The following is a 23,961-nucleotide window of genomic DNA, read 5'->3' on the forward strand; positions in this document are numbered from 1 at the left end:
GGGGGTTCAGCCGACGGCGGGACGCTCGCGGCGGGGCGGGCGACACCGGCTGAGAGCGTCCGCCAGCGGGCCGCCGCGTTCCAGCTTGCGCAGGTTCAAGGTGGCTTCGGGTCAGCTCATCGAGGTGCTGGTGTCCGGGATGGGGTACGAGCGAGTGGCGGACGGGACATGCATCGGACTGTGACCAACACGCCGGGATCTCAGTCGCGCGCAAGCTCGTGGGCCGTGTCGTCCACAGGGCACGGGAGTTCGCGGGTTGCGCGATTCGGAGAGCATGTCACCACAGCCAAGGAGAGGTACGAGGGGCGTTCGAGGTAGAAGCCGAGTGACACATCGCTGCCTGATCCCAGCCGTTCGGCCGCGGAGGCCACGACGGCTCTCAGACGTCTGACGTCGCGCTGGACCTCGGATGCGAACCGGGGCGCGTACTCGGTCAACCGGTCACTGAGCCACACCGCCGCCTCTCCCGGGGCCGTCCACGTGCCCCGAACCAGTGAGCGCGGCTTGACGAGCCAGTACGCCGTTTCCAGCGGTGGCAGATCCGAGGCGGGGAACTCCGCGGCCACCTCGCGGTATCGCTGGACCAGTTCCGGCTTACTTCCTGCCGGAGGCGGCTCGGGATGGGGCGGGCGGCGCAGCGCTTCCTGGTCGAAGCGAGCCTTGGGGCCGGTCCACAGGTAGCCGTGGTGGTGCACGGGGCGTTCCGTTCGGCGCGTTGGTGATCGGGAGGGCGGCCGGCCCCGGTCGAGGACAGGCCCCACCAGGACCGGCCGCAGGAGGACCGGCCGCAGGAGGCGCGGCTCAGACAGGCAGGCCGAACCGGGCCGGATCGATCCCGGCCGTGTCCAGTTCCTCCGTCGTGAACCGCAGCGGCTGCGCGTCCGGCCGCTTGCTGTCACCGACGGCCCAGGCGTCCCGGCCGATCCGGGCCAGGGTCACGCACGACTCGCCGTCCGGGTGGGTGTTGCCTCCGCAGGCCTTCACGAACGAGGCCGAGGTGATGTCGAGGGCGTAGAGGTCGCTTCCGTTGAGCATGAGTTCACCTTCCGGGTTTGCGGTGTGGTGGAGAGGGGGCCGGCTGACGCCGATGGCTCTACGGCTTTCCGTGCACCCCGGAGGCGTGGTCGCGGATCTCGGTGGCATGGCGCGCGGCCTGGGTGATGTCGCCCGACTGTTCGCGGCTGGTGAGCCGGCGCCAGTTCGCGGCGCAGACGTCACAGTCGGCGACAGGTGCGCAGTCCAACAGCCAGGCGTCGAAGCCGTCGGGCAACCGTGTCTCTTGCCTCATGTTCCTCACGGTAGGAGGGAGGTGGGCAGCGAAGCCAGCGATGTGCACTGATGTGCACACAGATCCCTGAGTGGCTATTTCCTGCCCATCGCTCTTGACCCGAGCCTCTCGACGAGCCGATATTTGTGCACATCAGTGCACGGCGATGACGTTGGAGGCTGTCATGCGCTTACGGTTCATCGGGATCGACCCGGAAACGGGAAGGGACGGGTCACCAACGGTGTGGGTGGACGCGGACAACGCGGACATCGTGCTCCAGAGCTACACAGCGGACGACGCGACGCGAGCGCAGTGCGTGAAGAACACGGCGCCCGGGCATGCAGAGGGCATTCCTGCCCACGAGACCGTGATCCGCGTTCCCGCCCGCCTGGTGCCGATGCTGAGGGAGGCTTGCGATGCCGCAGAACGTGCCCAGCTTTGACGACCTCATGGAGGCCGCGCAGCACTCCGCCGTGCACCTCGAAATGCGCGACCAGTACGCCGTCGGCGACGAGGCGGACGACTTCAACGCGTGGCTTGCGACGGGCCAGAGGGACACCGATCCCGCCTCGGAGTACTGGGCGCCCTGGGTCGACCTGATCTCCCGGGCGGTCGCCCGCGGCGTCGTCGTACGGCGTGCCCGCATCGTCTCCGAACCGGTCACCGACTACATCCGCTACGAGCACGCGAGTACGGGGGTCAACGTGGCGGCCGGCGAGCAGGTGCGGTGGCTGCCCAGGCCTCGGGCGGTCGACCTTATGCTGCCGGGCGCGGATCTGTGGATCTTCGACGGGGAGCTGGTCCTCTTCAACCACTTCACCGGCGTCGGCGATTGGGCCGACCCGGGCAAGGAGTTGCGCACCGAGCCGGGTATCGTCAAGCAGTGCTCGGACGCCTTCGAGGCGGTCTGGGAACGCGCCGTCCCGCACGAGACGTACGAGATCCACTGACAGAAGCATCGTTGGCCAGCTCATGCCCATATCCCCGTCTTCTTCGGCCCAAGCCGCGCGTGAGAATGTGGCGCGGCAACTGCGTGACCTGAGGAAGAACGCAGGCCTGACGGTCACTGAGCTGGCCAACGAGTGCGGTTGGCACCACGCAAAGACCTCGCGCATCGAGAACGCCCGCACCCCTCCGTCTCCCACCGACATTCGCTTGTGGTGTCGCGCGACAGGTGCCATCGACCGGACCCCGGACCTGATCGCGTCCTCACAGCAGGCGGAGTCTCTCTATCGGGAGTGGCGGCAGCGCGTTCGTACGGGCCTGGCCAAGTTGCAGGACAGCTACGCCGAGTTGTATCGGTCGACGGAGTTGCTGCGGGTGTACTCCCCGGTCCTGGTACCGGGGTTGCTCCAGAGCGAGGGATACGCGCGGGCGTTGCTCAGCATGAGCGCCCGCTTCCATGGGGTTCCGGATGACGCGGCGGAGGCTGCCTCTGCGCGTGTGCGGCGTTCGCAGGTGATCCATGAGCCGGGCCATCGGTTCGTGTTCCTCATCGAGGAGGCGGTGCTGTACTACCAACTCGGCGATGCCGAGGCAATGGCCGCACAACTGGGCTACCTCCTCACCGCAGGGGCGCATGCGCAGGTGTCGTTCGGCATCATCCCGACGACGACTCGCGAGCGCGCGATCTGGCCGCAGGAAACATTCAACGTGCATGACGACACCCTCGCCGCGGTCGAGTTGGTGTCCGCCGAGGTGAACATCACCCAGCCCTCCGAGATCGCGCTCTATGTAAAGGCGTTCGAGCAACTCCGGAGCATGGCTGTGTACGGGGCGGACGCCCGGTCCCTGATCGTGAAGGCCATCGACGCCCTGCGCTGATTCGAACGCCGTCCCGCGTTTGTTGTTCAGAAGACGACGAGAACGGAGCCCTGATGAACGACGAAAGCCGACAGGTACGTCCCTGGCAGGAACGACTGGAAAGCGGACATCGGCCCATCCAGGAGGAATGGAACACGGTCGTCCAGACCTCACAGACCCTGCGCTCCTGGGTACCCCAAACCGTTCCCGGCATGTTCCAGACAGCCGACTACGCACGATGCATCTTCGAAGGCCTCGCGGAACTACGGAACGTCACCAGGGACACGGACGACGCTGCACGCGCGCGGGTGAAGCGGCAGGAATGGCTGCGCCTTCCAGGCAAGGAGTTGCACCAGTTGGTCGGGGAAGCGGCGCTGCGCACCCGCCTTGGCTCACCGGAAATCATGGCGGCCCAACTGGACCATATCCTCCCGGTGTTGGACCTGGACACCGTCCACCTCGGCATCGTGCCGTCCGACGCCACGCTCCGGCTGCCGATCGGCAACGCCTTCACGATGGTGGACGAACGTCTCGTCGTGATCGAGGACTGGTACGCCGAGCACTGGCTCGACGACGCCGACGCGATCGCGCTGCACCGACGGGTCTGGGAGACACATGCCGCGTCCGCCGTGTACGGCAGCGACGCCGAGCGGATCATCAGCCGGGTCCGTCGAGACCTCGCCGTCTGAGCGGAGCACGTACGGGCGCACCGGATCGTCGTCGGCGCGCCAGGGCCGGGGCCGGTAACGGGGTGGAGGCTGCTGCCAGCAGGCTTCTTCGGGCGGGAAAGGCAGGCAGCGGCCGGCCGCGCGGGAGCTATGAACCAGCGGCGCCAACGGGCGTCGTGAGGGCTCGGGAGCCGCCATACGTACGGGTCGGGCTGCCGTACCTCTCGCGCGAGGTCCGCTTCCTTCGGGGCAGTGCGCGAGGTGAGCCGGCGGGTCAACGCCTCATAAAGTCGCCGGAACATGGGTTCCCTCCGGGAGTTCGAACCTCGCCCACACGCATTTCGTGTGGCGCAGCTGCCCGTGGCCCCATCCGTGGGCCAGTCGGCGGACCAGCATGAGCCCGCGGCCGTTCTCTGTGTCCGGCCCGCTGTCGTGGAGTTCGGGAAGCCGGTCCCGGTCGGGGTCGTGAACCTCCAGGAACAGGTACGGCTCCCGGATCATGAGCGTGACCTTGACCTCGGCGCAGGTCACCCGACAGTGGGTCACGGCGTTGGTCAGGAGTTCGTTCGCCGACAGGACGATGTCGTCGGCGAGTTCGTCCGTGATCCCCCAGTCCGCGAGGGTCTTGCCGACACGGTGGCGGGCGTCGGGGACGTGCCGTCTGTGTTTGGGGATGCGGAAGGTTTCGGTTTCGGGCATGGGGGTGCCGTACCTCCTGACGTGTCGTCAAGGACGCGCGCGACTGGGCGCCTTCGAGAAGGTAGGCGTGAATTCGACATCGAGGCAATGCCAATCGATGAATACATGCAAGCATGTCACTCAACCGTGTGATGACCTCTCGGGGTTGACGACGGTCGTGACATGGTTGCCGAAGGAGAGGGGAGGTCCCATGCCCACAGGTGGACGGCCGACGGTGCGCAGCAGGCGCTTGGGTACGGCACTCAGGCAGTACAGGCAGGATGCCAAGCTCGACCAGCCGCAGGCCGCCGAGGTCATCGCCTCAAGTCAGGCCAGGATCAGCCGTGTTGAGAGTGGACACGCAACGCCGCGTGTCATTGAGGTTCGGCTGCTGCTGGACGCGTACGGCGTCAAGGATCCGGAAGTGCGCGCCAAGCTGGAGGAGTTGGCGAAGCACTCCAAGAACCGGGGATGGTGGCTCGAACACGCCGAGCACCTGCGGCCGGACTACGTCGATCACATCGCGTTGGAGGACGACGCGACCTACATCCGCGAGTGGCAGCCGGTGATGGTGCCGGGGCTACTGCAAACTCCGGCCTATGCGGAGGCGGTTATCGCCCACGGCCCCAACTACATGGAGCCGGAACGGGCCGCCCAATTGGTGAAGGTCCGTGTGGGGAGGCAGGCGAAGATCGAAGAGGGCGGAGCCTCGTACACGGCCATCCTCTGGGAGGCGGTCCTCGCGCAACCGCTGGTGAGCGTCGAGATTCACCGGGAGCAACTGTCCGCGATCCTTGAAGTCGGAAAGCGGAAGAACGTCACCGTGCAGGTGCTGCCGGTCAGCGCGGGCATTCTGGCGGGTTACTCCAGCGCCTTCTACTCCTTCAGCTTCGACGACGAGCCGACGGTCGAAGCCGTTGCCATGGACAACCTGCGAGGCACGTCCGTCCTTGAAGGGGCCGAGGACCTTGCCACTTACGCCAATGCTTTCGACCTACTACGATCGTCAGCGTTGACACCGGACGCGAGTGCGAAGCTCATCCGGGGCGTACTGCGGAGCTTGAAGGAAGACACATCGTGACCGAGGTCGTAAGTCCCTTCTGGAAGTCCTCGTACTCGGGTCAGGAGAACGCCTGCGTCGAGGTCGCAGACACGGCCCCCGGCGGCCGAGCCGTCCGCGACAGCAAGCAGCAGGACGGCCCTCTGCTCACCGTTTCCCGCGAAGGCTGGCAGGCCTTCCTCGGGCAGTTCGTGTAGGCATCACAGACATGAACGGAGGCGCATCGTGACCCAGGTTGTTGGCCCCTTCTGGAAGTCCTCGTACTCGGGCCAGGAGAACAACTGCGTAGAGGTCGCCGACACCGCCCCCGGCGGCCGGGCCGTCCGCGACAGCAAGCAGCAGGACGGCCCCCTCCTCACCGTCTCCCGTGACAGCTGGCAGGCCTTCATCCGGCAGTTCGGCTAGGCGTCTCTCGTCACTCAAGTCGAACCGAGGCTCAGCCGAGACCACGATGGCCGGCCCACAGCACCCCGGCTCGGCCGGCAGCGCGCTCGACCAGGGCCGCCAGTTCGGGTTCGTCGGGGACGGGGAACGAGACATATGCGCCCCGGCCACCAGCGACTGGCCGGCCATAGGCCTTCGCAGCGAGGCGGCCGTCCGGAAGAAGCCGGATGTTGAGCGTGGTCAGCGTGAACGCTTCACCGCGTCGGGTGTCCGTCCAGCGGAGCGCCTCCGGAATCGTGACATTGATCGCCAGAGCGCTCACTTCCAGGTCGCTGCTCATGGACGGATGATGTCACGCGAGTCGATGGATCATGAGCTTGGCGGCCACCGCGCAGGCAACGCCGCACGGGCGGATCCGCGGGTGATACTCGACGCATGGCAACGGATCTTCATGAACTGCTGAGGTCGCTGCGGGTGTGGGACCCGGCGGTCACCGACCTGCCGCCCTTCGACCCGGCGACCGCCCCCGCCGAACCGCTCCCCCTCTTCACCACGTGGTTCGCCCAGGCGGTGGCGGCCGGACAGCCGGAGCCGCACACCATGTCCCTGGCCACGTCGGACGCGGAGGGCCGGCCGGACGTACGGATCGTCATGCTGCACGGCGCGGACGCGGACGGCTGGGCCTTCGCGACGCATGCGACGAGCCGCAAGGGCGGTCAGCTGGCGGCCCGCCCCCACGCGGCGCTCGTCTTCTACTGGCCGGTGCTGGGCCGCCAGGTCCGGGTGCGCGGCCCCGTCACCGCCGCGCCGGCGACGGAGTCCCAGGGGGACCTGCACGCCCGCTCGACCGGCGCCCTCGCCGCCGCGCTCACCGGCCGTCAGAGCGAAGTCCTGGGCTCCGTGGAGGAGTTGACGCGCGCGTCGGAGGCGGCGTGGGAGCGGGCCCAGCGGGAGCCGGACGCCCCGGTCCCCTCCTGGACCCGCTACCACCTCCGGCCGGACGAGGTGGAGTTCTTCCAGGGCGACGAACGGCGACGGCACGTACGGCTGAACTACCGTCGCGAGGAAGGGAGTTGGTCGAGGCAGCTACTGTGGCCGTGAATCCGGAGCAACGCACCGGATCAGACGGGAACGACGAGAACCGCGCTCTCAAGCCCTTTGAAGTCCGCGGCATTCCGCGTGAAGAGCGGCAGCCCCCGCACCGAGGCGATCGCAGCGATCATCAGGTCCATGCGACGCGGGCGAGGATCCCTGTCTGCTGCGATGGTCAGCGCGACCAAGGTGCCGTACCTGGCAGCGGCATCCCCGTCGAACGGCAGTGCTTCGAAGTCGGCTACCGCGGCTCCCAGCTTCTCCATCCGCGCCGCGCGCACGGCGGGATCCTTGGCCATGGCCACGCCCTGCTGCAGCTCCGCGAACGTGACGGCGGTCAGTTCCGGCATGACAGGAAGGCTCTGCGGACCGAGCAGGTCGAGATCGATATAGGTGCAGGTGTCGAGAACTCCCTCCTCGTGCACTTCAGCCACGCTCGCGCTCCCACGGGTCGTCTTCCACCCGTTCCTCGCTCCCGAAGAACCGGTCCGCCTCGTCACGCATCTGCGCGTAGTCCACTCGCGGGAGCTTCCGATGCCTGGCCACGAGTTCGTCGGCACTCAGCCTGCGCCGACGAACCAGCGGGCGCAGTTCGGCCACCTCTATGCCGTTGCGCATGATGTGGAACGTCTCGCCGGCCTCGACCGCGTCCATGACGGCGGCGGAGTTGTTCCGGAACTCGCGCTGCGTGATGGTCCTCATACGACCACTGTAGCTCGACGTGTCTCACTGTGCTACATCGCTGCCGCTTGCGGCTCACGCCGTGAAGTCGTACACCGAGAAGTCGGCCACCGGCCGGTATCCGATGCGCTGGTACAGGGCGTTGCTGGTCGGGTTGGCGAGGTCCGTGAACAGCAGGACCTCGTCCGCGCCCGCCGCCACCGCGGCCCGGCCGACCTCGGCCGTGACCGCGCCGGCGTATCCGCGTCCACGCAGGTGGGCCGGTGTGTAGACGGGAGCCACGCGGATCTGGCCGGCGACCATCGGGAAGGAGCCGGCCATGGCGAGCGGGGTGCCGTCTGCGTCCTCCCAGAACGTGATGCCGCCGTAGGAGATGCGAGCGTCGGCCCAGCTCTCGGCCCGGTCCGGGCTCTCGCCCACGGCTGCCATGAACTCGCCGTACCAGCGCACCAGTTGGTCCCGGTCCGCCGCCCCGGCGATCCTCGCCCGGCCGTCCGGCACGGGCCCAGGGTCCGCCGGTGCGCCGAGCCGGTACAGCCGGTTGCGCTCGTGCAGCTCGGCCGTCGCGCCGGTGTGCCGCTGCCAGGCCTCGGCGAGGGCGTCGGCCGTGGCGCGTTCGGCGGTGGCGCCCGGCAAGGGGTGGCCGAGGCCGGTCAGATGGACGGCGAGGGCATCCGCCTCCTCAGGCGTGAGGGGCGTGACGGCCAGGCGGTAGGGAGGGGTACGGAGGTAGGCCGCGCGGACCTCGCCCTCCCGCTCCAGCACGCCGAACCAGGGCGCCTCGTCGCCGTAGGCCCGCATTCCGCGCGTGCGCAGTGCGTGGGTCACCGTCAGCGGGACGGTGTGCAGGGCGGGTCGGGAGCGAAGGAAGCCGCCGGCGCGCGCGAGGAAGGCGTCCAGGTCGTCGATGAAGTGCCAGTCGTCGGGCTGCATGCCCCATGATCCCCCGCACCGCACGCCCGACGCCTCCGAATTACGGCCCCAGCGGGGTAACGCCCCCAAGGCGTTACGACCCTTCGGCGTTACGACCCTTCGGTATTGCGGCCTCCCGTTTGCGGCTCTCCCTTGTCGCGGCTCTTCGGTATCGCGGCTCTTCGGGGCGATCGCCTTGACCTCAAGCGCGCTTGAGGAAGGAGGCTTGCCGCATGGACACCGACGAGATGCGGCGGCAGTTGCAGACCCTGACCGATCGCGCTGAGATCACTGACCTGATGGACCGCTATCTGCGTTCCCTGGACGAGGGTGTTTTCGATGACGAGTGGGCTCGCGCGTTCCACACCGAAGACGTCACCGCGGAGATGCCCATCGGCACCGTGAAAGGCCGCGATGCCCTCCTGGACCGCGTCCGGCGAGGGATGGCGCTGTTCGACCGGACCGTGCATATGGGCACCAACGCCGTCGTCCGGGTCGACGGTGCCAGGGCCACGGCCCGTGGGGCCCAGTTGAGCACCCACGTCCTGGCCGATGGCTCCGGTGACGTCTTCGTCTCCGCCGGCCATACCGAGGCCGAACTGGTCAGGACCGCTGACGGCTGGCGGATCTCTGCCTCGGCCCTGCGGGTGGTGTGGACCCAGGGCCCACCTCCTCAGTTGCCGGACGACCTCGCTCAGGCCCCGGCGGTCTAGGAGACGTCCGACCCGTCCGCCGCGCCCCAGGCGCCCGACGCGCCGGACGCGCCCGACTCCCCGTTCCACGCGGTCTCCGGAGCAGGAGCCGGAGCAGGAGCAGCAGCTGGTTCCGGTTCTGGAGCCGTCGCCGTCGCCGTCGCCGTCGCCGGAGTCAGGGCCGGTTCCGGGTCCGTCGCCAACCGGCCATGCAGATGCATATCCCGGAACGCATCGTGGCGCCCCGCCTCGAACATCGCGCCGCGCAGCGTCCCCTCGTACCGGAATCCGCACCGTTCGGCGATACGGCAGGACGCCTCGTGGCCGACGGCGTGGTCGAGTTCGAGCCGGTGCAGTCCCAGTTCGGTCAGCGCCCAGTGGGAGGCCACGGCCAGGGCGCGGGTGGCGACGCCCTGGCCGCGGGCCTCCGGCAGCACCCAGTAGCCGACCCGGGCGAAGCTCAGGCCGCGGTTGATCGCGTTGACGCCGATGTGCCCGAGTGCGGCGCCGCTCGCCGCGTCGGTCACGCAGTACGAGGCTGTCGAACCCTCCGCCGCGCCGAGCGCCTTGGCCCGCAGGGACTCGCGTGCGTCGGCGAGATCCTCGACGAACCTGAGCGGTGTGTTCCAGCGCCGGAACTCCGGGTCGGTGAGGCCGCGCCGCCAGGTCGCGACGTCGGCCGCGGACTCCGCGTCCCACAGCCGCAGGCGGATACCGGGGCCGTACAGTTCAGGGAAGGGCGAACCCGTGTACTGCTCGTCGACAGAGGCCATCGGACCATTCAAGTCCGCGAGTTCGCGCCGCGTGGCCCGAACACCGCCACCCCGTCCCGGAATTCAGCCTCCAGCTCCGCCCCTGCCCGCAGCTCCCCCACCCCGCACCCCACCACCTCCGTCATCATCCGCGGCCCCTCCGCGAGGTCGACCACGGCAGCCACGTAAGGCGTCCGCTCCCCGAAGGGCGGGAGGTCGTTGCGGTGGACCACGGACCACGTGTAGAGCACCGCCCGTCCGCTCGCCCGCTCCCACTCCACGTCCTCGCTCCAGCAGTGCGGGCAGAACTCCCGCGGGTAGTGGTGAGCCCGCCCGCAGGCCCCGCAGCGGCGGATCAGCAGCCGGCCCTCGGCCGCCGCGTCCCAGTAGGCCCGCGTGAAGGCGTCGGCCTCCGGCACGTCGAAGCGGGGGCCGCTCATCCGAAGAGCCCGAGTCCGCTGTCCAGCGACCATGCCTGCCACGACATCCCGAACAGCGCGACGACCGACATCAGCGCCATCATCGAGTTCTGCCCCTGCTCGGCCACCTCGTGGATCATGAGCGTGAAGTAGAGGATGTTCAGGAGGAATCCTCCGACCAGCGCGATCGGGGTCAGGAACCCGGCGACCAGCCCCAGTCCGGTCGCCAGCTCCGCATACACCACCACGTACGCCATCGTCCGCGGGCGCGGCGCCACCATGACCTCGAAGCCGGACCGTACAGCGTTCCAGCGGTGCTTCTCCGCGATGCCGGCCGCCCACTTGATCCCGGTGCCGCGCTCGAACCAGGCCTTCCGGTCCTTGTGCCGCCAACTCTCCAACCACCACAGCCCGAGGCCTATGCGCAGCACGGCCAGCCACTCAGCGCCACTCAGCCAGATCGAGTCCATATATCTGACGGTACGTCAGATCACAGGAACCCGGAACCCTGTAAACCCCTCCTGCAGACCTCCTGCTGACCTCCTGCCGACCTCCCGCAGACCTCCCGCGCGCGCCCTGCGATCCCCCTGCGAGCCTCCTGAACCTGCACGGAGTGGATGCGTCTCGACCTCGACCGCGGCCGGGGCCGGGGCCGGGGCCGGGGAGCGGGCCCCTCGGAGCGTGGGACCGATCGCCGAACCGCCACAACCAGGTGGCCTACGTCACAAGCCTCACCCATGACTCCTACACCCGTGATCAATCCGAAACCAATTCCGGTCTTGACCGAGACCCATCAACCCGGTGCGTGATTACGCTCGCGCACATGGCCGACTCCACAGCGTCCCCCCAGGTAGCGGCGCGAGCCGCCGCCGACCGCCCCGTCTATGTCGTAGGCGGCGGCCCGGCCGGACTCTCCGTCGCGTACGCGCTGCGGGCCCGGGGCATACGCGCCGTCGTCCTGGAGAGGACCGACGGCGTGGGCGCTGCCTGGCGGCGGCACTACGACCGGCTCCGCCTGCACACCACCCGGCGCCTGTCGGCCCTTCCGGGGCTGCCCATGCCGCGCCGGTTCGGGCGGTGGGTGGCCCGCGACGACGTGGTGCGCTACCTGGAGAAGTACGCCGAGGTGCACGAACTGGAGATCGTCACCGGCGTCGAGGTCTCCCGGGTCGAGCGCTCCCCCGACGGCACCGGCTGGCTGTTGCACGCCACCGGGGGGCGCGAGCTGACCGGGGCCGCCGTGGTCGTCGCAACCGGCTACAACCACACCCCGTACGTCCCGGACTGGGCCGGACTCGACACGTACACCGGCGAGTTCACGCACGCGGGCGACTACCGCGACGCCGAGCCCTACGCCGGCCGTGACGTCCTGGTCGTCGGCGCGGGCAACACCGGCGCCGAGATCGCGGTGGACCTGGTGGAGGGCGGCGCCTCGCGGGTGCGCCTGTCGGTGCGGACGGTTCCGCACATCGTGCGTCGCTCGACGGCCGGGTGGGCCGCCCAGTACACGGGCGTGCTGGTACGGCGGCTGCCGGCCGGGCTCGTCGACCGGCTCGCGCGGCCGATGGCGAAACTGAGCGTGCCCGACCTCTCCGCGCAGGGACTGCCCCGCCCGGACACCGGCCTGTACAGCCGGGTGAAGGAGGGCGCCATCCCGGTGCAGGACGTCGGTCTGATCGACGCCGTGCGCGCGGGGCGGGTCGAGGTCGTGGCCGCCGTCGACGGCTTCGAGGACGGCAAGGTGGTCCTCGCCGACGGCACCCGCGTCTCACCGGAGGCCGTCGTCGCGGCCACCGGATACGTCCGCGCGCTGGAGGGCCTCGTCGGCCACCTCGACGTGCTCGACGGCCGGGGCAGACCCCTGGCGCACGGCGCCCGCACCTTCGAGCAGGCACCCGGCCTGTACTTCACCGGCTACACCACACCCATCAGTGGCACGCTGCGCGAGGTTGCCATGGACGCGGAGAAGATCGCGCGGGTGGTCGTGAAGAAGGGCGCGGGAACGCTGTCCCGTCTGCCTGAGTGACGTAGAGGACCAACCCCGGCTCCCTTCAACTCGCTTCAACTCCCTTCAACAGCACTCCTGTTACTTGTGCGTCAGATGTGACAGGAGCGTTGAAGCGTGCCGTCGCGCGGGGCCAGAATGTGAACACTGCTCACTTTCTGGCTCCACTCTCCATACTCTCCATGCGGAGGATGCACGTGGCACGCGAAAGACAGCACCAACCCCGCGCCCTCTCCCGGCGTTCCCTGCTGGGCGGTGCCGCCGCTGCGGCGGGCGCCGTCACCCTCACCACCACCGCCGCCGGCCCGGCGTCCGCCGCGAGCACCCGCGACGTGGACGTCGCCATCGTCGGCGGCGGACTCGCCGGACTGACGGCGGCCCGCGACCTGGTGGCCGGCGGCAGGACCGTGGCCGTCCTGGAGGCCCGCGACCGGGTCGGCGGCCGGGTGGTCAACCTGCCCCTGGCGAACGGCGGATTCACCGAGGGCGGCGGCGAGTTCATCGGCCCCACCCAGGACCGCATCAAGGCGCTTGCGGACTCGCTGGGCGTGGCCACCTTCACGACCTACAACACCGGCAAGAACCTCCTCTACAAGGACGGCAAGAAGACCCCGTACGCCACCGATGGCATCCTCGGCTCGGTCCCGCCGGTCGACGCGGCGGGTCTCGCCAACGCGGCGATCGTGCAGGCGTCGTTGGACGACATGGCCAAGCAGGTCCCGGTCGACGCGCCCTGGACGGCCGCGAAGGCCGCCGAGTGGGACAAGCAGACCTTCGAGAGCTGGCTGAACGCCCACGCGGTCATCCCGTCCGCCAAGTTCCTCCTGGACGTGGCCTGCACGTCGATCTTCTCGGCGCAGCCCCGCGAACTCTCCCTGCTCTTCGTCCTCTTCTACATCGCCGCCGCCGGCAACGAGTCCAACGCCGGCACCCTGGAACGCCTCACCGACACCGCGAACGGCGCCCAGGAGTCCCGCTTCGTCGGCGGCTCCCAGCAGGTGCCGATCAAGCTGGCCGCCACGCTCGGCGACCGGGTGGTGCTGAGCGCACCGGTGCGATCGATCGCGCGGTCCGGCGGCAGGTACCTGGTGACGGCCGACGGCATCACCGTCACCGCCAAGAAGGTCGTCGTCGCCGTACCCCCGCCGCTGGCCGGACGCATCGTCTTCGACCCGCTGCTCCCGGCCTCCCGCGACCAGCTCGGCCAGCGGCTGCCGATGGGCTCGATCGGCAAGGCGATCGCCGTCTACGACAGCCCCTTCTGGCGGGCCGACGGCCTCAACGGCCAGGTCGTCAGCGACTCCGGTGCGGTCCGCTCGACCTTCGACAACTCACCGCCGGACGCCTCCTACGGCGCCCTGATGGGCTTCATCGAGGCCGACGCGATGCGGGCCTACGACGCTTCGGGCGTCGACGAGGTCAAGGCCGCCGTCCTGAAGGACTACGCCACCTACTTCGGCGACAAGGCGAAGTCGCCCACCTCCTTCGTCCTGCAGCGCTGGGACAACGAGGGCTTCTCCCGCGGCGGCCCGGTCGCCTACGCCCCTCCCGGCGTCCTGACCGAGTACGGCACCGCCCTGCGCGAGCCGGCCGACGGCATCCACTGGGCGGGCACCGAGACCTCCACGTACTGGAACGGGTTCATGGACGGGGCGGTGCGGTCGGGGGAGCGGGTCGCGAAGGAAGTGCTGGCGGCGCTGTAACCGGCTCCGCGCACCGCATCCGCGGACGGCCGAGGCCCGGGTCCCTGTCGGGCCCGGGCCTGCCTCCTCGACTTCTCGGCGCCGTACGTCAGTTGCGGGGCATGCGGCCCCTCAGGCGCGGCGCGAAGCGGACCGCCGCCACACCCGCGGCCGCGAGAGCCGCGGCGACGGCCAGCAGCGGGCCGGCGGCGCCAAGGGTGGCGACGACCGTGATCGCCGCGTCCTGGCGTGAACGCCGGCGCATCCTCGCAAGAATCAGGTGACCCTCCACCTGGGTTCTGGCGTGAACGCCGGCGCATCCTCGCAAGAATCAGGTGACCCTCCACCTGGGTCAAGCTCCCCCTGGAGCCTGTGAAAACAGTGACCAGAGTTGCTGATCGTATGCACCCAAGTCCAGTGGGACAGTTGATTTAAGTTCCCACCAGTTCCTGACACGGCGTCAGTTCAGTAATCTGACAGAGCGTCAGTTATCGGCTGTCGCTATTCGCTGTCACACAGGAGCGGGCGGACCGATGCTTGGATCAACCCACGGCACCCTCACCACCGACTCCCGCCGGGCCCGGGTCATCGCCTGCGGCGAGCAACCCGGCCCCGCCGTCCACGGCAGGCCCGCGGACGTCGACGATCTCGACGTCAGCGGCCGGCCGCTGTACTGCGACGTCCCCGATCTGGACCGGTTCTTCCATCCCGAGTCCGTCGCCGTGATCGGCGCCTCGGACACCGAGGGCCGGCCCAACACCGGCATCACGCGCCAACTGGTCACCTGGACCGAGCGCGTAGGAGCACGTCTCCACCCCGTGCATCCCACCCGCCCGTCCGTCTTCGGCATATCCTGCTGCCCCTCCGTCGCCGACCTGCCCGAGCAGGTCGACCTCGCCGTAGTGCTGCTCGCCGACCCCCTTCCGGTGGTGGAGCAACTCGCCGAGGCCAAGGTGAAGTTCGTGGTCGTCTTCGCCTCCGGGTTCGCGGAGACGGGAGCGGAGGGCGCGTCCGCGCAGGAGCGCCTCGCCGCCGCCGTCGCCCGCTCCGGGACGCGTCTCCTCGGACCCAACACCAACCTCAACGCCTTCGAGCGCTTCCGGGACGACCTCGAAGGACCGGCCATCGCCCTCATCACCCAGTCCGGGCACCAGGGGCGCCCCGTCTTCTCCCTCCAGGAGCTGGGCATCCGCCTCTCCCACTGGGCGCCCACCGGCAACGAGGCCGATCTGGAGACCGCCGACTTCATCTCCTACTTCGCCGAGCGTGACGAGGTCGGCGCCATCGCCTGTTACGTCGAGGGGCTGAAGGACGGCCGGTCCTTCCTGCTCGCCGCCGACCGGGCCGCCCGGCGCGGGGTCCCGGTCGTCGCCGTCAAGGTCGGCCGCACCGAGACCGGCGCCCGTACGGCCGCCTCGCACACCGGCAAGCTGACCGGCGCCGACACGGTGGTGGACGCGGCGATGCGGCAGTTCGGTGTGATCCGGGTGGACGGACTCGACGAACTCCAGGACACCGCCGCCCTGTTGGCCCGATCCCGGCCGCCGCGCGCCGAGGGCGTCGTCGTCTACTCGATCTCGGGCGGCACGGGTGCGCACTTCGCCGACCTTGCGACCGAGGCGGGACTCGGCCTGCCGGTCCTGTCAGCCTCCAAACAGGCCGAACTGCACCAGTGGATACCCGAGTACCTGAGCGTGGCCAACCCTGTGGACAACGGCGGGCATCCGGTCGGCGACCACCGCGGCCGGAAGATCATCGACGCGATCCTCGACGACCCCGCGGTGGGCGTGCTGATCTGCCCGATCACCGGGCCCTTCCCGCCCCTCAGCGACAGGCTCGTGCAGGACCTGGTGGACGCCGCCGAACGGACGGACAAGCTGGTCTGTGTCGTCTGGGGCTCCCCGGTCGGCACCGAACCGGCCTACCGCGAGGTCCTGCTCGGCTCCTCCCGGGTGGCCACCTTCCGCACGGTCGCGAACTGCATCACCGCCGTCCGCGCCTACCTCGACCACCACCGCTTCGTCAGCGGCTACCGCTCCCGCTTCGACGAGGCCCCGCGCACCACCTCGCCCTCCTTCCGCAAGGCGCAGGCCCTGATGCAGCCGGGCCGGCAGCTGAGCGAACACGCGGCGAAGCAGCTGCTGCGGGCATACGGCATCCGCGTCCCGCGCGAGCAGTTGGTGACCAGCGCGGCGGCGGCCGTACGCGCGGCGGGCCTGGTGGGCTACCCGGTGGTGATGAAGGCCTCCGGCGCCCGGATCGCCCACAAGACGGAGCTGGGCCTGGTCAGGATCGAGCTGACCTCGGCGAGTCAAGTCCGGGACACATACCGGGAGTTGACCGACATCGCCCGTTACGAGGGGGTGGCCCTGGACGGTGTCCTGGTGTGCCAGATGGTCGAGCGGGGCGTCGAGATGGTCGTCGGCGTCACCCACGACGAGCTGTTCGGGCCTACCGTGACCGTCGGGCTCGGCGGGGTGCTCGTGGAGGTGCTGCACGACGTGGCCGTACGCGTGCCGCCCTTCGGCGAGGAGCAGGCCCGGGACATGCTCGGCGACCTGCGCGGGCGGGCCCTGCTCGACGGGGTCCGAGGGCGCCCCGCGGCCGATCTCGACGCGCTCGTCGAAGTCGTCCTGCGGGTGCAGCGCATGGCGCTGGAACTCGGGGACGACCTCGCGGAGCTCGACATCAACCCGCTGATGGTGCTGCCCAGGGGACAGGGCGCCGTGGCGCTGGACGCGCTGGCGGTGTGCCGGTGATGGAGCCGACCCGGGTGCTGCACGAACTCCGCGACCACGTCTCGCACATCACGCTCAACCGGCCCGACGTTCTCAACGCCGTCACACCCGAGCAGCGGGAACGGGTCATCGGGCTGCTGTCGGACGCCTCGGCCGACCCCGGCGTACGGGCCGTGGTGCTCACGGGGACGGGGCGTGGTTTCTGCGCGGGGGCCGATCTGCGGGGCGGTTCGGGGGGCGATGCGAGGAACGGCTCGGAGCCCGGCGAGCGGGTCGCCGGCGATGTGGCCCGCATGCTCCGCCTCGGCGCCCAGCGTCTGACCGCCGCCGTCCTGGACTGCGAGAAGCCGGTGATCGCCGCCGTGAACGGCACGGCGGCCGGCCTCGGCGCCCATCTCGCGCTCGCCTGCGACCTCGTGCTGGCCGCCGAATCGGCGCGGTTCATCGAGGTGTTCGTGCGCCGCGGCCTCGTACCGGACGGCGGGGGCGCCTACCTCCTCCCCCGCCTGATCGGCCCGCAGCGCGCCAAGGAGCTGATGTTCTTCGGCGACGCGCTCTCGGCCACCGACGCCGAACGCCTCGGCCTGGTCAACCGGGTCGTCCCGGACGAGGACCTGGCCAAGACGGCCCGCGAGTGGGCGAGCCGCCTCGCCACCGGCCCCACCCGCGCCCTGGCCCTCACCAAACAGCTCGTCAACGCCTCCCTGGACTCCGACCGCGCGACGGCCTTCACGGCCGAAGCCGCCGCGCAGGAGATCAACATGACGACGCAGGACGCGCGGGAGGGGGTACGCGGCTTCGTGGAGCGCAGAAGCCCCGAGTTCAAGGGCCGCTGACCTTCCCATCTGACGAACCGTCAGCTTCAATGGAGGGGTGATGGGACACGCAGGGGCGGCAGCAGCCGCCGTCCGGTACCTCAGGTCGGCAGGGACCCGGGCGCCCGTGGAGGCGCTGCCGCGCCCGGAGTTGCGCTGCGTCGGCGACAACGAGCGGGCACCGGTCGACCAGACCGAGTTCCGGAGGGTCCTCGGCACCTTCGCGACGGGCGTCACGGTCGTCACCGCACCCGCCGCCGACGAGGCCGGTCCCGCCGGTCCCGCCGGCTTCGCCTGCCAGTCCTTCTCGTCGCTCTCCCTGGACCCGCCCCTGATCGCGTTCATGGTCGGCCGTACGTCGACGACGTGGCCGCACATCGCCCGCGCGGGCGTCTTCTGCGTCAACATCCTGGGCGCGCACCAGGGCGACCTGTGCCGGGCCTTCGCGGTGAGCGGGGCCGACAAGTTCACGGGCGTGGCGTACGACGGGGCGCCGGTCTCCGGCTCCCCGCGCCTGACGGGCGCCGTCGCCTGGCTCGACTGCACGATCCACGCGGTGCACATGGGCGGCGACCACCTGATCGTGGTGGGGCGCATCGAGGCCCTCGGTACCGGAGCCGCCTCCGACGAACCTCTGATCTTTCATCGGGGTCGGTTCGGGCGACTGGAGGGCTGAGGGCCTTCGGACACGGGCTCTGGGCCCAAGACTCTCAGGGGGCCGGCGTAAAACGACGCTCGTACACCGTCACCCTTCGTCCACGGACCTGCTTGTCAGCCACGGCCGTGAAGTACTTCCTCAGCACGGAGGCCTTCATCCTGTCCCGCTCGGCTGTTATTGCTTTCGCCACCCGAGGTGTGTCCGTCACCAGAAGGATCCGTTGCTGGGACAGCATCGCGGCACGGATCCGATCCGGGCTTTCCTCTACGCCTTTCAGGGTCCCGGACTCCTCAGGACTCTGCGCGAGAGCAATGTCCCCCAAGCCCGAAAAGGCACTCGGGGAAACGGATTTGGTGTCCCGGCGCGCCGACGGGATGAAGAGCACGGCATTCCCGGTCTCTTTCATCCGCCGCACGTCCGAGGCCACCGCCAGGACATCGTCCACTCGACTCGCCGGGGACCGCTTGGCCAGCGACTGGGGCAACAGCGCCACCACCGCCACCACGACCACTACCGGAACGAGCCACGGCGACGCTCGCGGGAAGCGCGGCACGGTCGACCGTACCGCCGCACCCAGGGCCGCGCCGATCAGCATGGCCAGACCCAACATGCTGAACAGCACGTAGCGGTCCAGGAACAGCGGCTGGATCAAGGAGAGGCCGATCAGGCCGATCTGTGGCACCGCCAGCAGCGGCAGAGCGACGGCCGCCAGCGACAGTCGGCCCACCCTCGGCCGATCGGGCAGGGCCCCGAGAGTGCCGATTGCCATCAGGACTGCTGGGCCGATCATCATGTGCCATGTCAGCGGCGGGATCCAGGACACCTGGTTGGACTGGGTCCGGCTGAAAAGGATCAGCGGCAGGGCAGCTGCCACGGCGCCCGCCGCGGCCACCGCCCAGCGTGTCCACATCCTGCGTCCGGCCTTCGTCCAGACCAGGGTCGCCAAGTGCGCGGGCAGGATCAGCAGTGAGAGCCAGTTCAACAGCGCGCACACCAGGACCGTGCCCCCGTACGCCACCCAGTGCACCGCCCGTCCACGCCCCCGCAACACGGTCACCAGCAGCAGTGTCGAGATGCCGGCCCCCGCCGCGATCAGGGCGTACGGGCGTCCCTCTTGAAGGTAGAACTGCACGGCCGGAAGCAGCCCGAACGCCAGCCCTCCCCCCAAGCCCGCCCAGACCCCCGCCAGCCGGTGGCCGATGACCGTCGCACAGGCCGCCGCCACCGCCATGGCCAGCACCGAGGGAAGGCGTAGAGTCGTGGTACTGGGCCCGAAGCATTCAAAGAGTCCGTGCATCAGCAGGTAGTAGAGCCCGTGCACGGCATCAACCTGCCCGAGCATGTGCCAGATGTCGGAGACGGACCGCCCGGCCACCTGCCAGGTCGCGGCCTCGTCCCGCCACACGCTGTGCTGCCTGGACAGCCCCCACAGGCCGAGGGCGAGGGTCCACAGCAGTGGTATGAGCCAGACGGGCAAGCGGTGCCGGAGAACGGTTATACGGCAAGTCATAAAGGCGTTCGGGATCCTTGGAGTGGCGGTGCGGACCGAAGTCGGCCTCGGGCTTGCGTGAGAAGCGCCGTCCGGCGGATGGCCGCGTGTGAGGAAAGTGCCCTCGACCGGCAGGAATTAGGATCGAGGGGATCCTTGTTCACACGCCGGCCAAGGGCACTTTTCAGGTGATGAGGCTTAGCTGGTCGCCCCTGAGTGTCCGTGTCGAGGCTGTATTCAAGCGACGAGAGAATTCTCATTGACGGCGAAGACGGCGTCGCATCGGTCGCGGACGCGGTCATCATGAGTGGCAATGACAACGGCGCATCCTGCATCGCTCATCTCACGGAGGATGTCGATGACTGCTGTGGCATTGGCATGGTCGAGGGCGCCGGTTGGCTCATCGGCGAGCACCAGGACCGGTTGCTTGACCAAGAGCCGAGCGAGCGCCACACGCTGCTGTTCGCCACCACTGAGGTGGTGGATTTCCTCTTCCTGCCGCCCTGCCAGGCCGACGCGATCGAGGGCTTCGGCGATAGCCACGCTGGTCTTCCCTCGCAAGGTCCGCTGCGGTTTGACAGCGACCTCCAGATTCGCGGCGACGGTCGCGTTCTCGATCAGGGCATAGCTCTGGAAGAGGTAACCGAGAACGTCACGGCGGAACCGCCGAATCTCGCGTCGCCCGAACTGGGTTATGTCATTTCCTTCATGGCGGATCTCCCCCGCGTTCGGCTTGTCTAGGAGGCCGATGCAGTTGAGGAGGGTGGACTTCCCCGATCCGCTGGGGCCGACAAGGGCGAGCATCTCGCCACGGTTGACGGTGGTGGTGACATCGGACCACAAGGTCCGGGTGCCGAATGTCTTCGACAGCTTGACAATATCGATCACGACTGTGCTCCTGCTGAGTGGAGGGAATTCGTCAGTGCGGGGCTCACGTCTCGGCCGCCCCCGCCTTGACGATGCGCCGGTGAAATATTCCAAGAGCGAGGAGAACAGCGCAGAATTCAACGGCGGCCAGCCCGGCGATAGCGCTGAGGTCCAGTGCGGTGATCTGGACGGGCGGAAAGGGAGCCGGGATGCCCTGGGAGGTGAACTCCTTGAGATCCTGGTTCTGCTTCCAGACCTGGATGGGCACCCACCAGGTAAGGAAGGCCGCAAGAAGCCCCTCTACAGCGAGGATGAAGCGGTGGGTTGCAGCAAATCTCCAACCGCTGATGTGCTGCGCGAACACGGCCTGGGCATGCTTGCGTGAGTGGATTATGCAGACGCCGACGCCTGTGATGAGGAGCACGGTCACGGCTGCAATGAGATCGAAGAACAGCAGTCGGAAGTCGTTGACGGCTTCCCTCAGCCTCAGTGCTGCGTTCTGCCCCACTGGATTCACCGCTGCCACATAGGTCTGCAGTCCCTGCTCGTTGGCCGCAAGGGGCTTCAGGACGTCGCCGGGGTCAGGAAAGATGATTCCGTCCTGGGTCGCGAACGTGGTGTAGGCATCGTTCGTGAGGATATTCGAACCATTAGGGACCACGACAAGGACCGGGTCGCGCACCAAAGACCGGTCATCGGCCGGGCTGTAGGCGATATTGGGGCTTCGATCGCCGGAGCTATAGGCGAAGACACGCTGACCGCTCTTCGCCTGGACGGTCTCCACCTTGAGACGCCGACGGAGATCCGGATCCAGTCTGCCGAATACATCAGGGATTGTTGCCCTGATGTCCGATGCGTGGCGGGCAAGGGATTCGGGGATGATCAGGCGCACCGAATGGGCTTCTGCGGCCCTCCCGTTGCGCGGCGCTGGGGAGTACCGCTGGTCCTTCACGTCGAGGACCGGCTGTTTAGCGAGGAAGGTTTCGTTGACGATAAGCAACTCGCCCTGTGGCAGGCGCGCGTTCGAGGAGACATTCTGGAGATCCTTGCGCCCGGCAACAATGATCTCGCCTGCCGCGTCTGCCTGGCGCAGCCACCGACCCACGTGCGTGACCACCGGCTTTGAGTCGCCTCCCCAGCTGCCGTTGAGGCGGATACTGACGGCGTCGCCTGCCTTGGCGTAAGTGTCCTGGTTGTCCTGGCGCGCCATCACGTGCCGGCCCGCCTGGGTGACATCCATGGCGAAGCCAAGGGCGAGCAGCACCGCGGGGATGCGCACCAGGTACGTAGAGACAAACGCCGCCCGGGCAGGCAGCTCGCCCTTGAGGGCTCGCAGTACCTCAACTTTGAAGGTGAGGGCGAGTGCGGCGGCATGGGCGGCCAGGACCGATAGGACGAGCAGGCCAGCGAGGCACGCAGCCACCAGGGCGAATAGGCCCAGCCAGGCAAGACGGTTGTACAGGCCGAGGAAGACCAGTACCGCAGCGGCCACCGTGCCGGCTGCAACCGACCAGAACACCGTCAGCTGCTTGAGATCGCGAACGAGGAGGTCCATGAATGACTTGCCCTGCAGGCGTAGCACCCCATATGCCTTCGCGCTCAGCAGCACGCTCGCGCCGGTCATCGTCACCGCAGCGAGAGCAACCACCCAGAAAGACCAGAGCAGGTCGTCTCCTGAGAAGAGCAGGGCCAGCTCGCTGTATGCGAGTGGGTGCTGCACGGTTGCGCTCAGGCCGAGATCGGCGAACTTGGCCACCAGCTTGTCCGCGGCCTTGGGCGACCCGAAGACGTAGTAGAAGCCCCGTGGGTCACGCTGTCCGATCTCGACGATCGGGTGCACGTCCGTGGCGAGATGCTTACTGAACGCCGGGTAGCCGTGGTTCAGCCATGACGCTGCATCGGAGTTCTGATCACCCGAGGCCAGATAGAGGTGCCGGAGGCCGTCGGGGTTCTTCACATCGGGCAGCTCGCGGGCCACTGCGACGTCATAGTCATCCGAGAAAGCGGCGATCACACGGGCAACCTGACCGCCGCTCACCGAATCGTCGGATTCGGACACCCAGATCTGAGCCGAACTGCCCAGCACCAACTCCTCGTCCAGCCCTCGCACGAACAGAAAGGAAATTATCGCCGAGAAGACCAAAATGGCGGCATGGACGAACTTGATACCTCGGTGGAGCATCGGTCACCTAGGTTCGGGCACTCGGGAGCGCGCATCTCGTAAGAATTGACTGTAAAGACCTGGCTGCGGGGCGATAGCCGATACCCCGCAGCCAGGGGCCGCACCTCAGGATTCAGAGCCGCACACGCGAGGTGTTAGCACGCGGGGTCGTAGTAAGCCTTGCTGACGGTCGCGGCCTTCTCTGCTGAGGCCTTGGACCACACCTTTTCCTTGGTGCAGCCACTCTTGGCCCAGTACGCCCCTTCGACCGAGGACGCGTGGTAATTGTCCTTGTGGTAGTAGTTTGAGTACACATAGTTGGCGCCTACGTCGTGGCTCCACAAGCCGCCGCCGGCGTTTTCCGTAGCGAGTGCAGGAGCAGCAGCGGCCACGATTATGGCGCCGGCCGCGACTGCTGCCTTAAGCCCGTTTCTCACCTTCATGATTGACTCGCTTTCATTTTGCGACATGACTGACATTGTTGATTTTATGCCGCACCACAGGCGTGGTCCATTTGTTTACTGGACCTGAACCATGCCGCAGACCGACAGTTAGCCGATATTTTTCGGTCTTAGCCGGTGTACGCCGTTAGGCGCGTGACGAGTGGGTCATCTCGCCCGATATTTCCCCGGTTTGGGAGTAGCCATTTTTTCGGAATTCGCCCTGCGGGCTCGTTCCGGAAAACATTCGCCGATCCTCTGTGAGAAATGCGGCGGTTTGGCTACTGCGGAACGGGGCGGCAAGGGGTTCTGCGACCAAGGCGGCTCGCAAGAGAACCAGCTCAGGCAGCGATCCACGGAACACGGCAGGTGTGAGGCGCCAGGCCCTCGGGGCACAAAGCCTGGATCGCTGCCTTACGGATTGCCCGCCACGTCCTCAAGGAGCACACCAAATAGACGCACAGTTCAACCGGTTCCCGCGCACCGCTGCTCTGACCAGGATGTTCCCAGGCCCACTGTTCCGCCAGAAACTCGTACACGTCGGCGGTCGTCAGCTCGCTCCCAAAGACCGTGTGCGCGACGGTCTCCCTGACGATCCGGGCGCTGCGGGAACCCACAGCCTCCTCGACAAGCTGCCTGGCCCATGCCAGCCCCTGCTCGTCTGCGTACAGGCCGAAGTTCAGGGTGCGCGTCCTCAT

The 23,961-nt window shown here is 68.4% G+C and carries 30 protein-coding genes and 1 pseudogene; 14 read left to right on the plus strand and 17 right to left on the minus strand.

Annotated elements, in window-relative coordinates; all coding sequences use genetic code 11:
• Positions 1-200 precede the first annotated feature (200 nt).
• The 3 genes from OOK07_RS18445 to OOK07_RS18455 all read right to left on the minus strand — a co-directional run bounded on the left by OOK07_RS18445 (position 201) and on the right by OOK07_RS18455 (position 1,288).
• Positions 201-695 (minus strand): hypothetical protein, encoded by a 495-nt coding sequence (locus OOK07_RS18445; protein ID WP_266797474.1) that lies wholly within the window; start codon positions 693-695, stop codon positions 201-203.
• 106 nt (positions 696-801) lie between these two features.
• Positions 802-1,035, minus strand: coding sequence for a DUF397 domain-containing protein (locus OOK07_RS18450; RefSeq protein ID WP_266681656.1), 234 nt, complete (start codon positions 1,033-1,035; stop codon positions 802-804).
• Positions 1,036-1,093: 58 nt separating this feature from the next.
• Positions 1,094-1,288, minus strand: a complete 195-nt coding sequence (locus OOK07_RS18455; RefSeq protein ID WP_266681657.1) for a hypothetical protein — start codon at positions 1,286-1,288, stop codon at positions 1,094-1,096.
• Positions 1,289-1,451: 163 nt separating this feature from the next.
• Here OOK07_RS18455 and OOK07_RS18460 point away from each other — a divergent pair, with 163 nt between their 5' ends.
• The 4 genes from OOK07_RS18460 to OOK07_RS18475 are packed head-to-tail and all read left to right on the plus strand — an operon-like array spanning position 1,452 to position 3,759.
• Positions 1,452-1,709, plus strand: coding sequence for a hypothetical protein (locus tag OOK07_RS18460; protein ID WP_266683599.1), 258 nt, complete (start codon positions 1,452-1,454; stop codon positions 1,707-1,709).
• Positions 1,684-2,217, plus strand: a complete 534-nt coding sequence (locus tag OOK07_RS18465; RefSeq protein ID WP_266797476.1) for a DUF6879 family protein — start codon at positions 1,684-1,686, stop codon at positions 2,215-2,217. The genes OOK07_RS18460 and OOK07_RS18465 overlap by 26 nt, the downstream gene beginning before the upstream one ends.
• Before the next feature lie 22 nt (positions 2,218-2,239).
• Positions 2,240-3,091 (plus strand): helix-turn-helix domain-containing protein, encoded by an 852-nt coding sequence (locus OOK07_RS18470; RefSeq protein ID WP_266797478.1) that lies wholly within the window; start codon positions 2,240-2,242, stop codon positions 3,089-3,091.
• Positions 3,092-3,144: 53 nt separating this feature from the next.
• Positions 3,145-3,759 (plus strand): DUF5753 domain-containing protein, encoded by a 615-nt coding sequence (locus tag OOK07_RS18475; RefSeq protein WP_266797479.1) that lies wholly within the window; start codon positions 3,145-3,147, stop codon positions 3,757-3,759.
• Between the two features lie 261 nt (positions 3,760-4,020).
• On the opposite strand, the gene OOK07_RS18480 is transcribed toward OOK07_RS18475, so the two are convergent.
• On the minus strand, positions 4,021-4,437 hold the full coding sequence (locus tag OOK07_RS18480) for an ATP-binding protein (protein ID WP_266797481.1): 417 nt from the start codon (positions 4,435-4,437) through the stop codon (positions 4,021-4,023).
• A gap of 190 nt (positions 4,438-4,627) precedes the next feature.
• On the opposite strand from OOK07_RS18480, the gene OOK07_RS18485 reads away from it, so the two are divergent.
• Genes OOK07_RS18485 through OOK07_RS18495 form a run of 3 tightly spaced genes read left to right on the plus strand, consistent with a single transcriptional unit; the run spans position 4,628 to position 5,881 of the window.
• Positions 4,628-5,497 carry a helix-turn-helix domain-containing protein gene (locus OOK07_RS18485; protein ID WP_266797482.1) on the plus strand — a complete coding sequence of 290 codons (870 nt, stop codon included), beginning with the start codon at positions 4,628-4,630 and terminating at the stop codon, positions 5,495-5,497.
• Positions 5,494-5,673 carry a DUF397 domain-containing protein gene (locus OOK07_RS18490; protein WP_266797484.1) on the plus strand — a complete coding sequence of 60 codons (180 nt, stop codon included), beginning with the start codon at positions 5,494-5,496 and terminating at the stop codon, positions 5,671-5,673. Before OOK07_RS18485 ends, OOK07_RS18490 begins: the two co-directional genes overlap by 4 nt.
• A gap of 28 nt (positions 5,674-5,701) precedes the next feature.
• Positions 5,702-5,881, plus strand: coding sequence for a DUF397 domain-containing protein (locus OOK07_RS18495; protein WP_266797485.1), 180 nt, complete (start codon positions 5,702-5,704; stop codon positions 5,879-5,881).
• 31 nt (positions 5,882-5,912) lie between these two features.
• On the opposite strand, the gene OOK07_RS18500 is transcribed toward OOK07_RS18495, so the two are convergent.
• Positions 5,913-6,200 carry a hypothetical protein gene (locus tag OOK07_RS18500; RefSeq protein WP_266681672.1) on the minus strand — a complete coding sequence of 96 codons (288 nt, stop codon included), beginning with the start codon at positions 6,198-6,200 and terminating at the stop codon, positions 5,913-5,915.
• 95 nt (positions 6,201-6,295) lie between these two features.
• Here OOK07_RS18500 and OOK07_RS18505 point away from each other — a divergent pair, with 95 nt between their 5' ends.
• Entirely contained in the window at positions 6,296-6,961 is a 666-nt protein-coding gene (locus OOK07_RS18505; protein ID WP_266797488.1) for a pyridoxine/pyridoxamine 5'-phosphate oxidase, read from the plus strand.
• Positions 6,962-6,981: 20 nt separating this feature from the next.
• On the opposite strand, the gene OOK07_RS18510 is transcribed toward OOK07_RS18505, so the two are convergent.
• Genes OOK07_RS18510 through OOK07_RS18520 form a run of 3 tightly spaced genes read right to left on the minus strand, consistent with a single transcriptional unit; the run spans position 6,982 to position 8,566 of the window.
• Positions 6,982-7,386 (minus strand): type II toxin-antitoxin system VapC family toxin, encoded by a 405-nt coding sequence (locus tag OOK07_RS18510; protein WP_266797490.1) that lies wholly within the window; start codon positions 7,384-7,386, stop codon positions 6,982-6,984.
• Positions 7,379-7,654, minus strand: a complete 276-nt coding sequence (locus tag OOK07_RS18515) for a type II toxin-antitoxin system Phd/YefM family antitoxin (RefSeq protein WP_266681683.1) — start codon at positions 7,652-7,654, stop codon at positions 7,379-7,381. Before OOK07_RS18515 ends, OOK07_RS18510 begins: the two co-directional genes overlap by 8 nt.
• A gap of 54 nt (positions 7,655-7,708) precedes the next feature.
• A complete protein-coding gene (locus tag OOK07_RS18520) occupies positions 7,709-8,566 on the minus strand; it encodes a GNAT family N-acetyltransferase (protein WP_266681685.1) in 858 nt (285 codons plus the stop codon).
• 212 nt (positions 8,567-8,778) lie between these two features.
• On the opposite strand from OOK07_RS18520, the gene OOK07_RS18525 reads away from it, so the two are divergent.
• Positions 8,779-9,258 (plus strand): nuclear transport factor 2 family protein, encoded by a 480-nt coding sequence (locus tag OOK07_RS18525; protein ID WP_266681687.1) that lies wholly within the window; start codon positions 8,779-8,781, stop codon positions 9,256-9,258.
• A 158-nt stretch (positions 9,259-9,416) separates the two neighbouring features.
• Here the strand turns inward: OOK07_RS18525 and OOK07_RS18530 are convergent.
• The 3 genes and pseudogenes from OOK07_RS18530 to OOK07_RS18540 all read right to left on the minus strand — a co-directional run.
• A pseudogene (locus tag OOK07_RS18530) lies at positions 9,417-10,010 on the minus strand (GNAT family N-acetyltransferase); the annotation flags it as partial.
• An 8-nt stretch (positions 10,011-10,018) separates the two neighbouring features.
• Positions 10,019-10,429, minus strand: a complete 411-nt coding sequence (locus OOK07_RS18535; RefSeq protein ID WP_266681689.1) for a Zn-ribbon domain-containing OB-fold protein — start codon at positions 10,427-10,429, stop codon at positions 10,019-10,021.
• A complete protein-coding gene (locus tag OOK07_RS18540) occupies positions 10,426-10,878 on the minus strand; it encodes a DoxX family protein (protein WP_266681691.1) in 453 nt (150 codons plus the stop codon). The genes OOK07_RS18535 and OOK07_RS18540 overlap by 4 nt, the downstream gene beginning before the upstream one ends.
• A gap of 353 nt (positions 10,879-11,231) precedes the next feature.
• Here OOK07_RS18540 and OOK07_RS18545 point away from each other — a divergent pair, with 353 nt between their 5' ends.
• A complete protein-coding gene (locus OOK07_RS18545; protein ID WP_266681693.1) occupies positions 11,232-12,434 on the plus strand; it encodes a flavin-containing monooxygenase in 1,203 nt (400 codons plus the stop codon).
• A gap of 170 nt (positions 12,435-12,604) precedes the next feature.
• On the plus strand, positions 12,605-14,116 hold the full coding sequence (locus OOK07_RS18550) for a flavin monoamine oxidase family protein (protein ID WP_266681695.1): 1,512 nt from the start codon (positions 12,605-12,607) through the stop codon (positions 14,114-14,116).
• Between the two features lie 88 nt (positions 14,117-14,204).
• Here OOK07_RS18550 and OOK07_RS18555 read toward each other — a convergent pair whose 3' ends face one another.
• Positions 14,205-14,360, minus strand: coding sequence for a hypothetical protein (locus OOK07_RS18555; RefSeq protein WP_266797493.1), 156 nt, complete (start codon positions 14,358-14,360; stop codon positions 14,205-14,207).
• Positions 14,361-14,628: 268 nt separating this feature from the next.
• On the opposite strand from OOK07_RS18555, the gene OOK07_RS18560 reads away from it, so the two are divergent.
• The 3 genes from OOK07_RS18560 to OOK07_RS18570 are packed head-to-tail and all read left to right on the plus strand — an operon-like array spanning position 14,629 to position 18,324.
• Positions 14,629-16,854 carry an acetate--CoA ligase family protein gene (locus OOK07_RS18560; RefSeq protein ID WP_266797495.1) on the plus strand — a complete coding sequence of 742 codons (2,226 nt, stop codon included), beginning with the start codon at positions 14,629-14,631 and terminating at the stop codon, positions 16,852-16,854.
• Positions 16,854-17,669 carry an enoyl-CoA hydratase/isomerase family protein gene (locus tag OOK07_RS18565; RefSeq protein WP_266801974.1) on the plus strand — a complete coding sequence of 272 codons (816 nt, stop codon included), beginning with the start codon at positions 16,854-16,856 and terminating at the stop codon, positions 17,667-17,669. Before OOK07_RS18560 ends, OOK07_RS18565 begins: the two co-directional genes overlap by 1 nt.
• Before the next feature lie 40 nt (positions 17,670-17,709).
• Positions 17,710-18,324, plus strand: coding sequence for a flavin reductase family protein (locus OOK07_RS18570; RefSeq protein WP_266797497.1), 615 nt, complete (start codon positions 17,710-17,712; stop codon positions 18,322-18,324).
• Between the two features lie 34 nt (positions 18,325-18,358).
• On the opposite strand, the gene OOK07_RS18575 is transcribed toward OOK07_RS18570, so the two are convergent.
• The 5 genes from OOK07_RS18575 to OOK07_RS18595 form a co-directional block, all read right to left on the minus strand.
• A complete protein-coding gene (locus OOK07_RS18575) occupies positions 18,359-19,816 on the minus strand; it encodes a glycosyltransferase family protein (RefSeq protein WP_266797499.1) in 1,458 nt (485 codons plus the stop codon).
• 216 nt (positions 19,817-20,032) lie between these two features.
• The gene (locus tag OOK07_RS18580) at positions 20,033-20,683 is read right to left on the minus strand and encodes an ABC transporter ATP-binding protein (protein ID WP_266797501.1); all 651 of its coding nucleotides are present in this window, start codon (positions 20,681-20,683) and stop codon (positions 20,033-20,035) included.
• 43 nt (positions 20,684-20,726) lie between these two features.
• Complete coding sequence (locus OOK07_RS18585) at positions 20,727-22,844, minus strand: bacteriocin-associated integral membrane family protein (protein WP_266797503.1); 2,118 nt, start codon at positions 22,842-22,844, stop codon at positions 20,727-20,729.
• Positions 22,845-22,978: 134 nt separating this feature from the next.
• A complete protein-coding gene (locus tag OOK07_RS18590; protein WP_266797504.1) occupies positions 22,979-23,293 on the minus strand; it encodes a lactococcin 972 family bacteriocin in 315 nt (104 codons plus the stop codon).
• Positions 23,294-23,604: 311 nt separating this feature from the next.
• Positions 23,605-23,961: a hypothetical protein gene (locus tag OOK07_RS18595; RefSeq protein ID WP_266797506.1), complete on the minus strand. Its 357-nt coding sequence runs from the start codon at positions 23,959-23,961 to the stop codon at positions 23,605-23,607.

Origin of the sequence: Streptomyces sp. NBC_00078 (genome assembly GCF_026343335.1) — a bacterium.
Lineage (GTDB): Bacteria > Actinomycetota > Actinomycetes > Streptomycetales > Streptomycetaceae > Streptomyces.

What these genes read in the sequence shown, in the direction of transcription:
- OOK07_RS18450 (WP_266681656.1), bottom strand. Translation starts at nt 1,035, where the DNA reads ATGCTCAACGGAAGCGACCTCTACGCCCTCGACATCACCTCGGCCTCG.
- OOK07_RS18455 (WP_266681657.1), bottom strand. Translation starts at nt 1,288, where the DNA reads ATGAGGCAAGAGACACGGTTGCCCGACGGCTTCGACGCCTGGCTGTTG.
- OOK07_RS18460 (WP_266683599.1), top strand. Translation starts at nt 1,452, where the DNA reads ATGCGCTTACGGTTCATCGGGATCGACCCGGAAACGGGAAGGGACGGG.
- OOK07_RS18465 (WP_266797476.1), top strand. Translation starts at nt 1,684, where the DNA reads ATGCCGCAGAACGTGCCCAGCTTTGACGACCTCATGGAGGCCGCGCAG.
- OOK07_RS18470 (WP_266797478.1), top strand. Translation starts at nt 2,240, where the DNA reads ATGCCCATATCCCCGTCTTCTTCGGCCCAAGCCGCGCGTGAGAATGTG.
- OOK07_RS18475 (WP_266797479.1), top strand. Translation starts at nt 3,145, where the DNA reads ATGAACGACGAAAGCCGACAGGTACGTCCCTGGCAGGAACGACTGGAA.
- OOK07_RS18480 (WP_266797481.1), bottom strand. Translation starts at nt 4,437, where the DNA reads ATGCCCGAAACCGAAACCTTCCGCATCCCCAAACACAGACGGCACGTC.
- OOK07_RS18485 (WP_266797482.1), top strand. Translation starts at nt 4,628, where the DNA reads ATGCCCACAGGTGGACGGCCGACGGTGCGCAGCAGGCGCTTGGGTACG.
- OOK07_RS18500 (WP_266681672.1), bottom strand. Translation starts at nt 6,200, where the DNA reads ATGAGCAGCGACCTGGAAGTGAGCGCTCTGGCGATCAATGTCACGATT.
- OOK07_RS18505 (WP_266797488.1), top strand. Translation starts at nt 6,296, where the DNA reads ATGGCAACGGATCTTCATGAACTGCTGAGGTCGCTGCGGGTGTGGGAC.
- OOK07_RS18515 (WP_266681683.1), bottom strand. Translation starts at nt 7,654, where the DNA reads ATGAGGACCATCACGCAGCGCGAGTTCCGGAACAACTCCGCCGCCGTC.
- OOK07_RS18520 (WP_266681685.1), bottom strand. Translation starts at nt 8,566, where the DNA reads ATGCAGCCCGACGACTGGCACTTCATCGACGACCTGGACGCCTTCCTC.
- OOK07_RS18525 (WP_266681687.1), top strand. Translation starts at nt 8,779, where the DNA reads ATGGACACCGACGAGATGCGGCGGCAGTTGCAGACCCTGACCGATCGC.
- OOK07_RS18535 (WP_266681689.1), bottom strand. Translation starts at nt 10,429, where the DNA reads ATGAGCGGCCCCCGCTTCGACGTGCCGGAGGCCGACGCCTTCACGCGG.
- OOK07_RS18540 (WP_266681691.1), bottom strand. Translation starts at nt 10,878, where the DNA reads ATGGACTCGATCTGGCTGAGTGGCGCTGAGTGGCTGGCCGTGCTGCGC.
- OOK07_RS18545 (WP_266681693.1), top strand. Translation starts at nt 11,232, where the DNA reads ATGGCCGACTCCACAGCGTCCCCCCAGGTAGCGGCGCGAGCCGCCGCC.
- OOK07_RS18550 (WP_266681695.1), top strand. Translation starts at nt 12,605, where the DNA reads ATGCACGTGGCACGCGAAAGACAGCACCAACCCCGCGCCCTCTCCCGG.
- OOK07_RS18555 (WP_266797493.1), bottom strand. Translation starts at nt 14,360, where the DNA reads ATGCGCCGGCGTTCACGCCAGGACGCGGCGATCACGGTCGTCGCCACC.
- OOK07_RS18560 (WP_266797495.1), top strand. Translation starts at nt 14,629, where the DNA reads ATGCTTGGATCAACCCACGGCACCCTCACCACCGACTCCCGCCGGGCC.
- OOK07_RS18565 (WP_266801974.1), top strand. Translation starts at nt 16,854, where the DNA reads ATGGAGCCGACCCGGGTGCTGCACGAACTCCGCGACCACGTCTCGCAC.
- OOK07_RS18570 (WP_266797497.1), top strand. Translation starts at nt 17,710, where the DNA reads ATGGGACACGCAGGGGCGGCAGCAGCCGCCGTCCGGTACCTCAGGTCG.
- OOK07_RS18575 (WP_266797499.1), bottom strand. Translation starts at nt 19,816, where the DNA reads ATGACTTGCCGTATAACCGTTCTCCGGCACCGCTTGCCCGTCTGGCTC.
- OOK07_RS18585 (WP_266797503.1), bottom strand. Translation starts at nt 22,844, where the DNA reads ATGCTCCACCGAGGTATCAAGTTCGTCCATGCCGCCATTTTGGTCTTC.
- OOK07_RS18590 (WP_266797504.1), bottom strand. Translation starts at nt 23,293, where the DNA reads ATGTCGCAAAATGAAAGCGAGTCAATCATGAAGGTGAGAAACGGGCTT.
- OOK07_RS18595 (WP_266797506.1), bottom strand. Translation starts at nt 23,961, where the DNA reads ATGAGGACGCGCACCCTGAACTTCGGCCTGTACGCAGACGAGCAGGGG.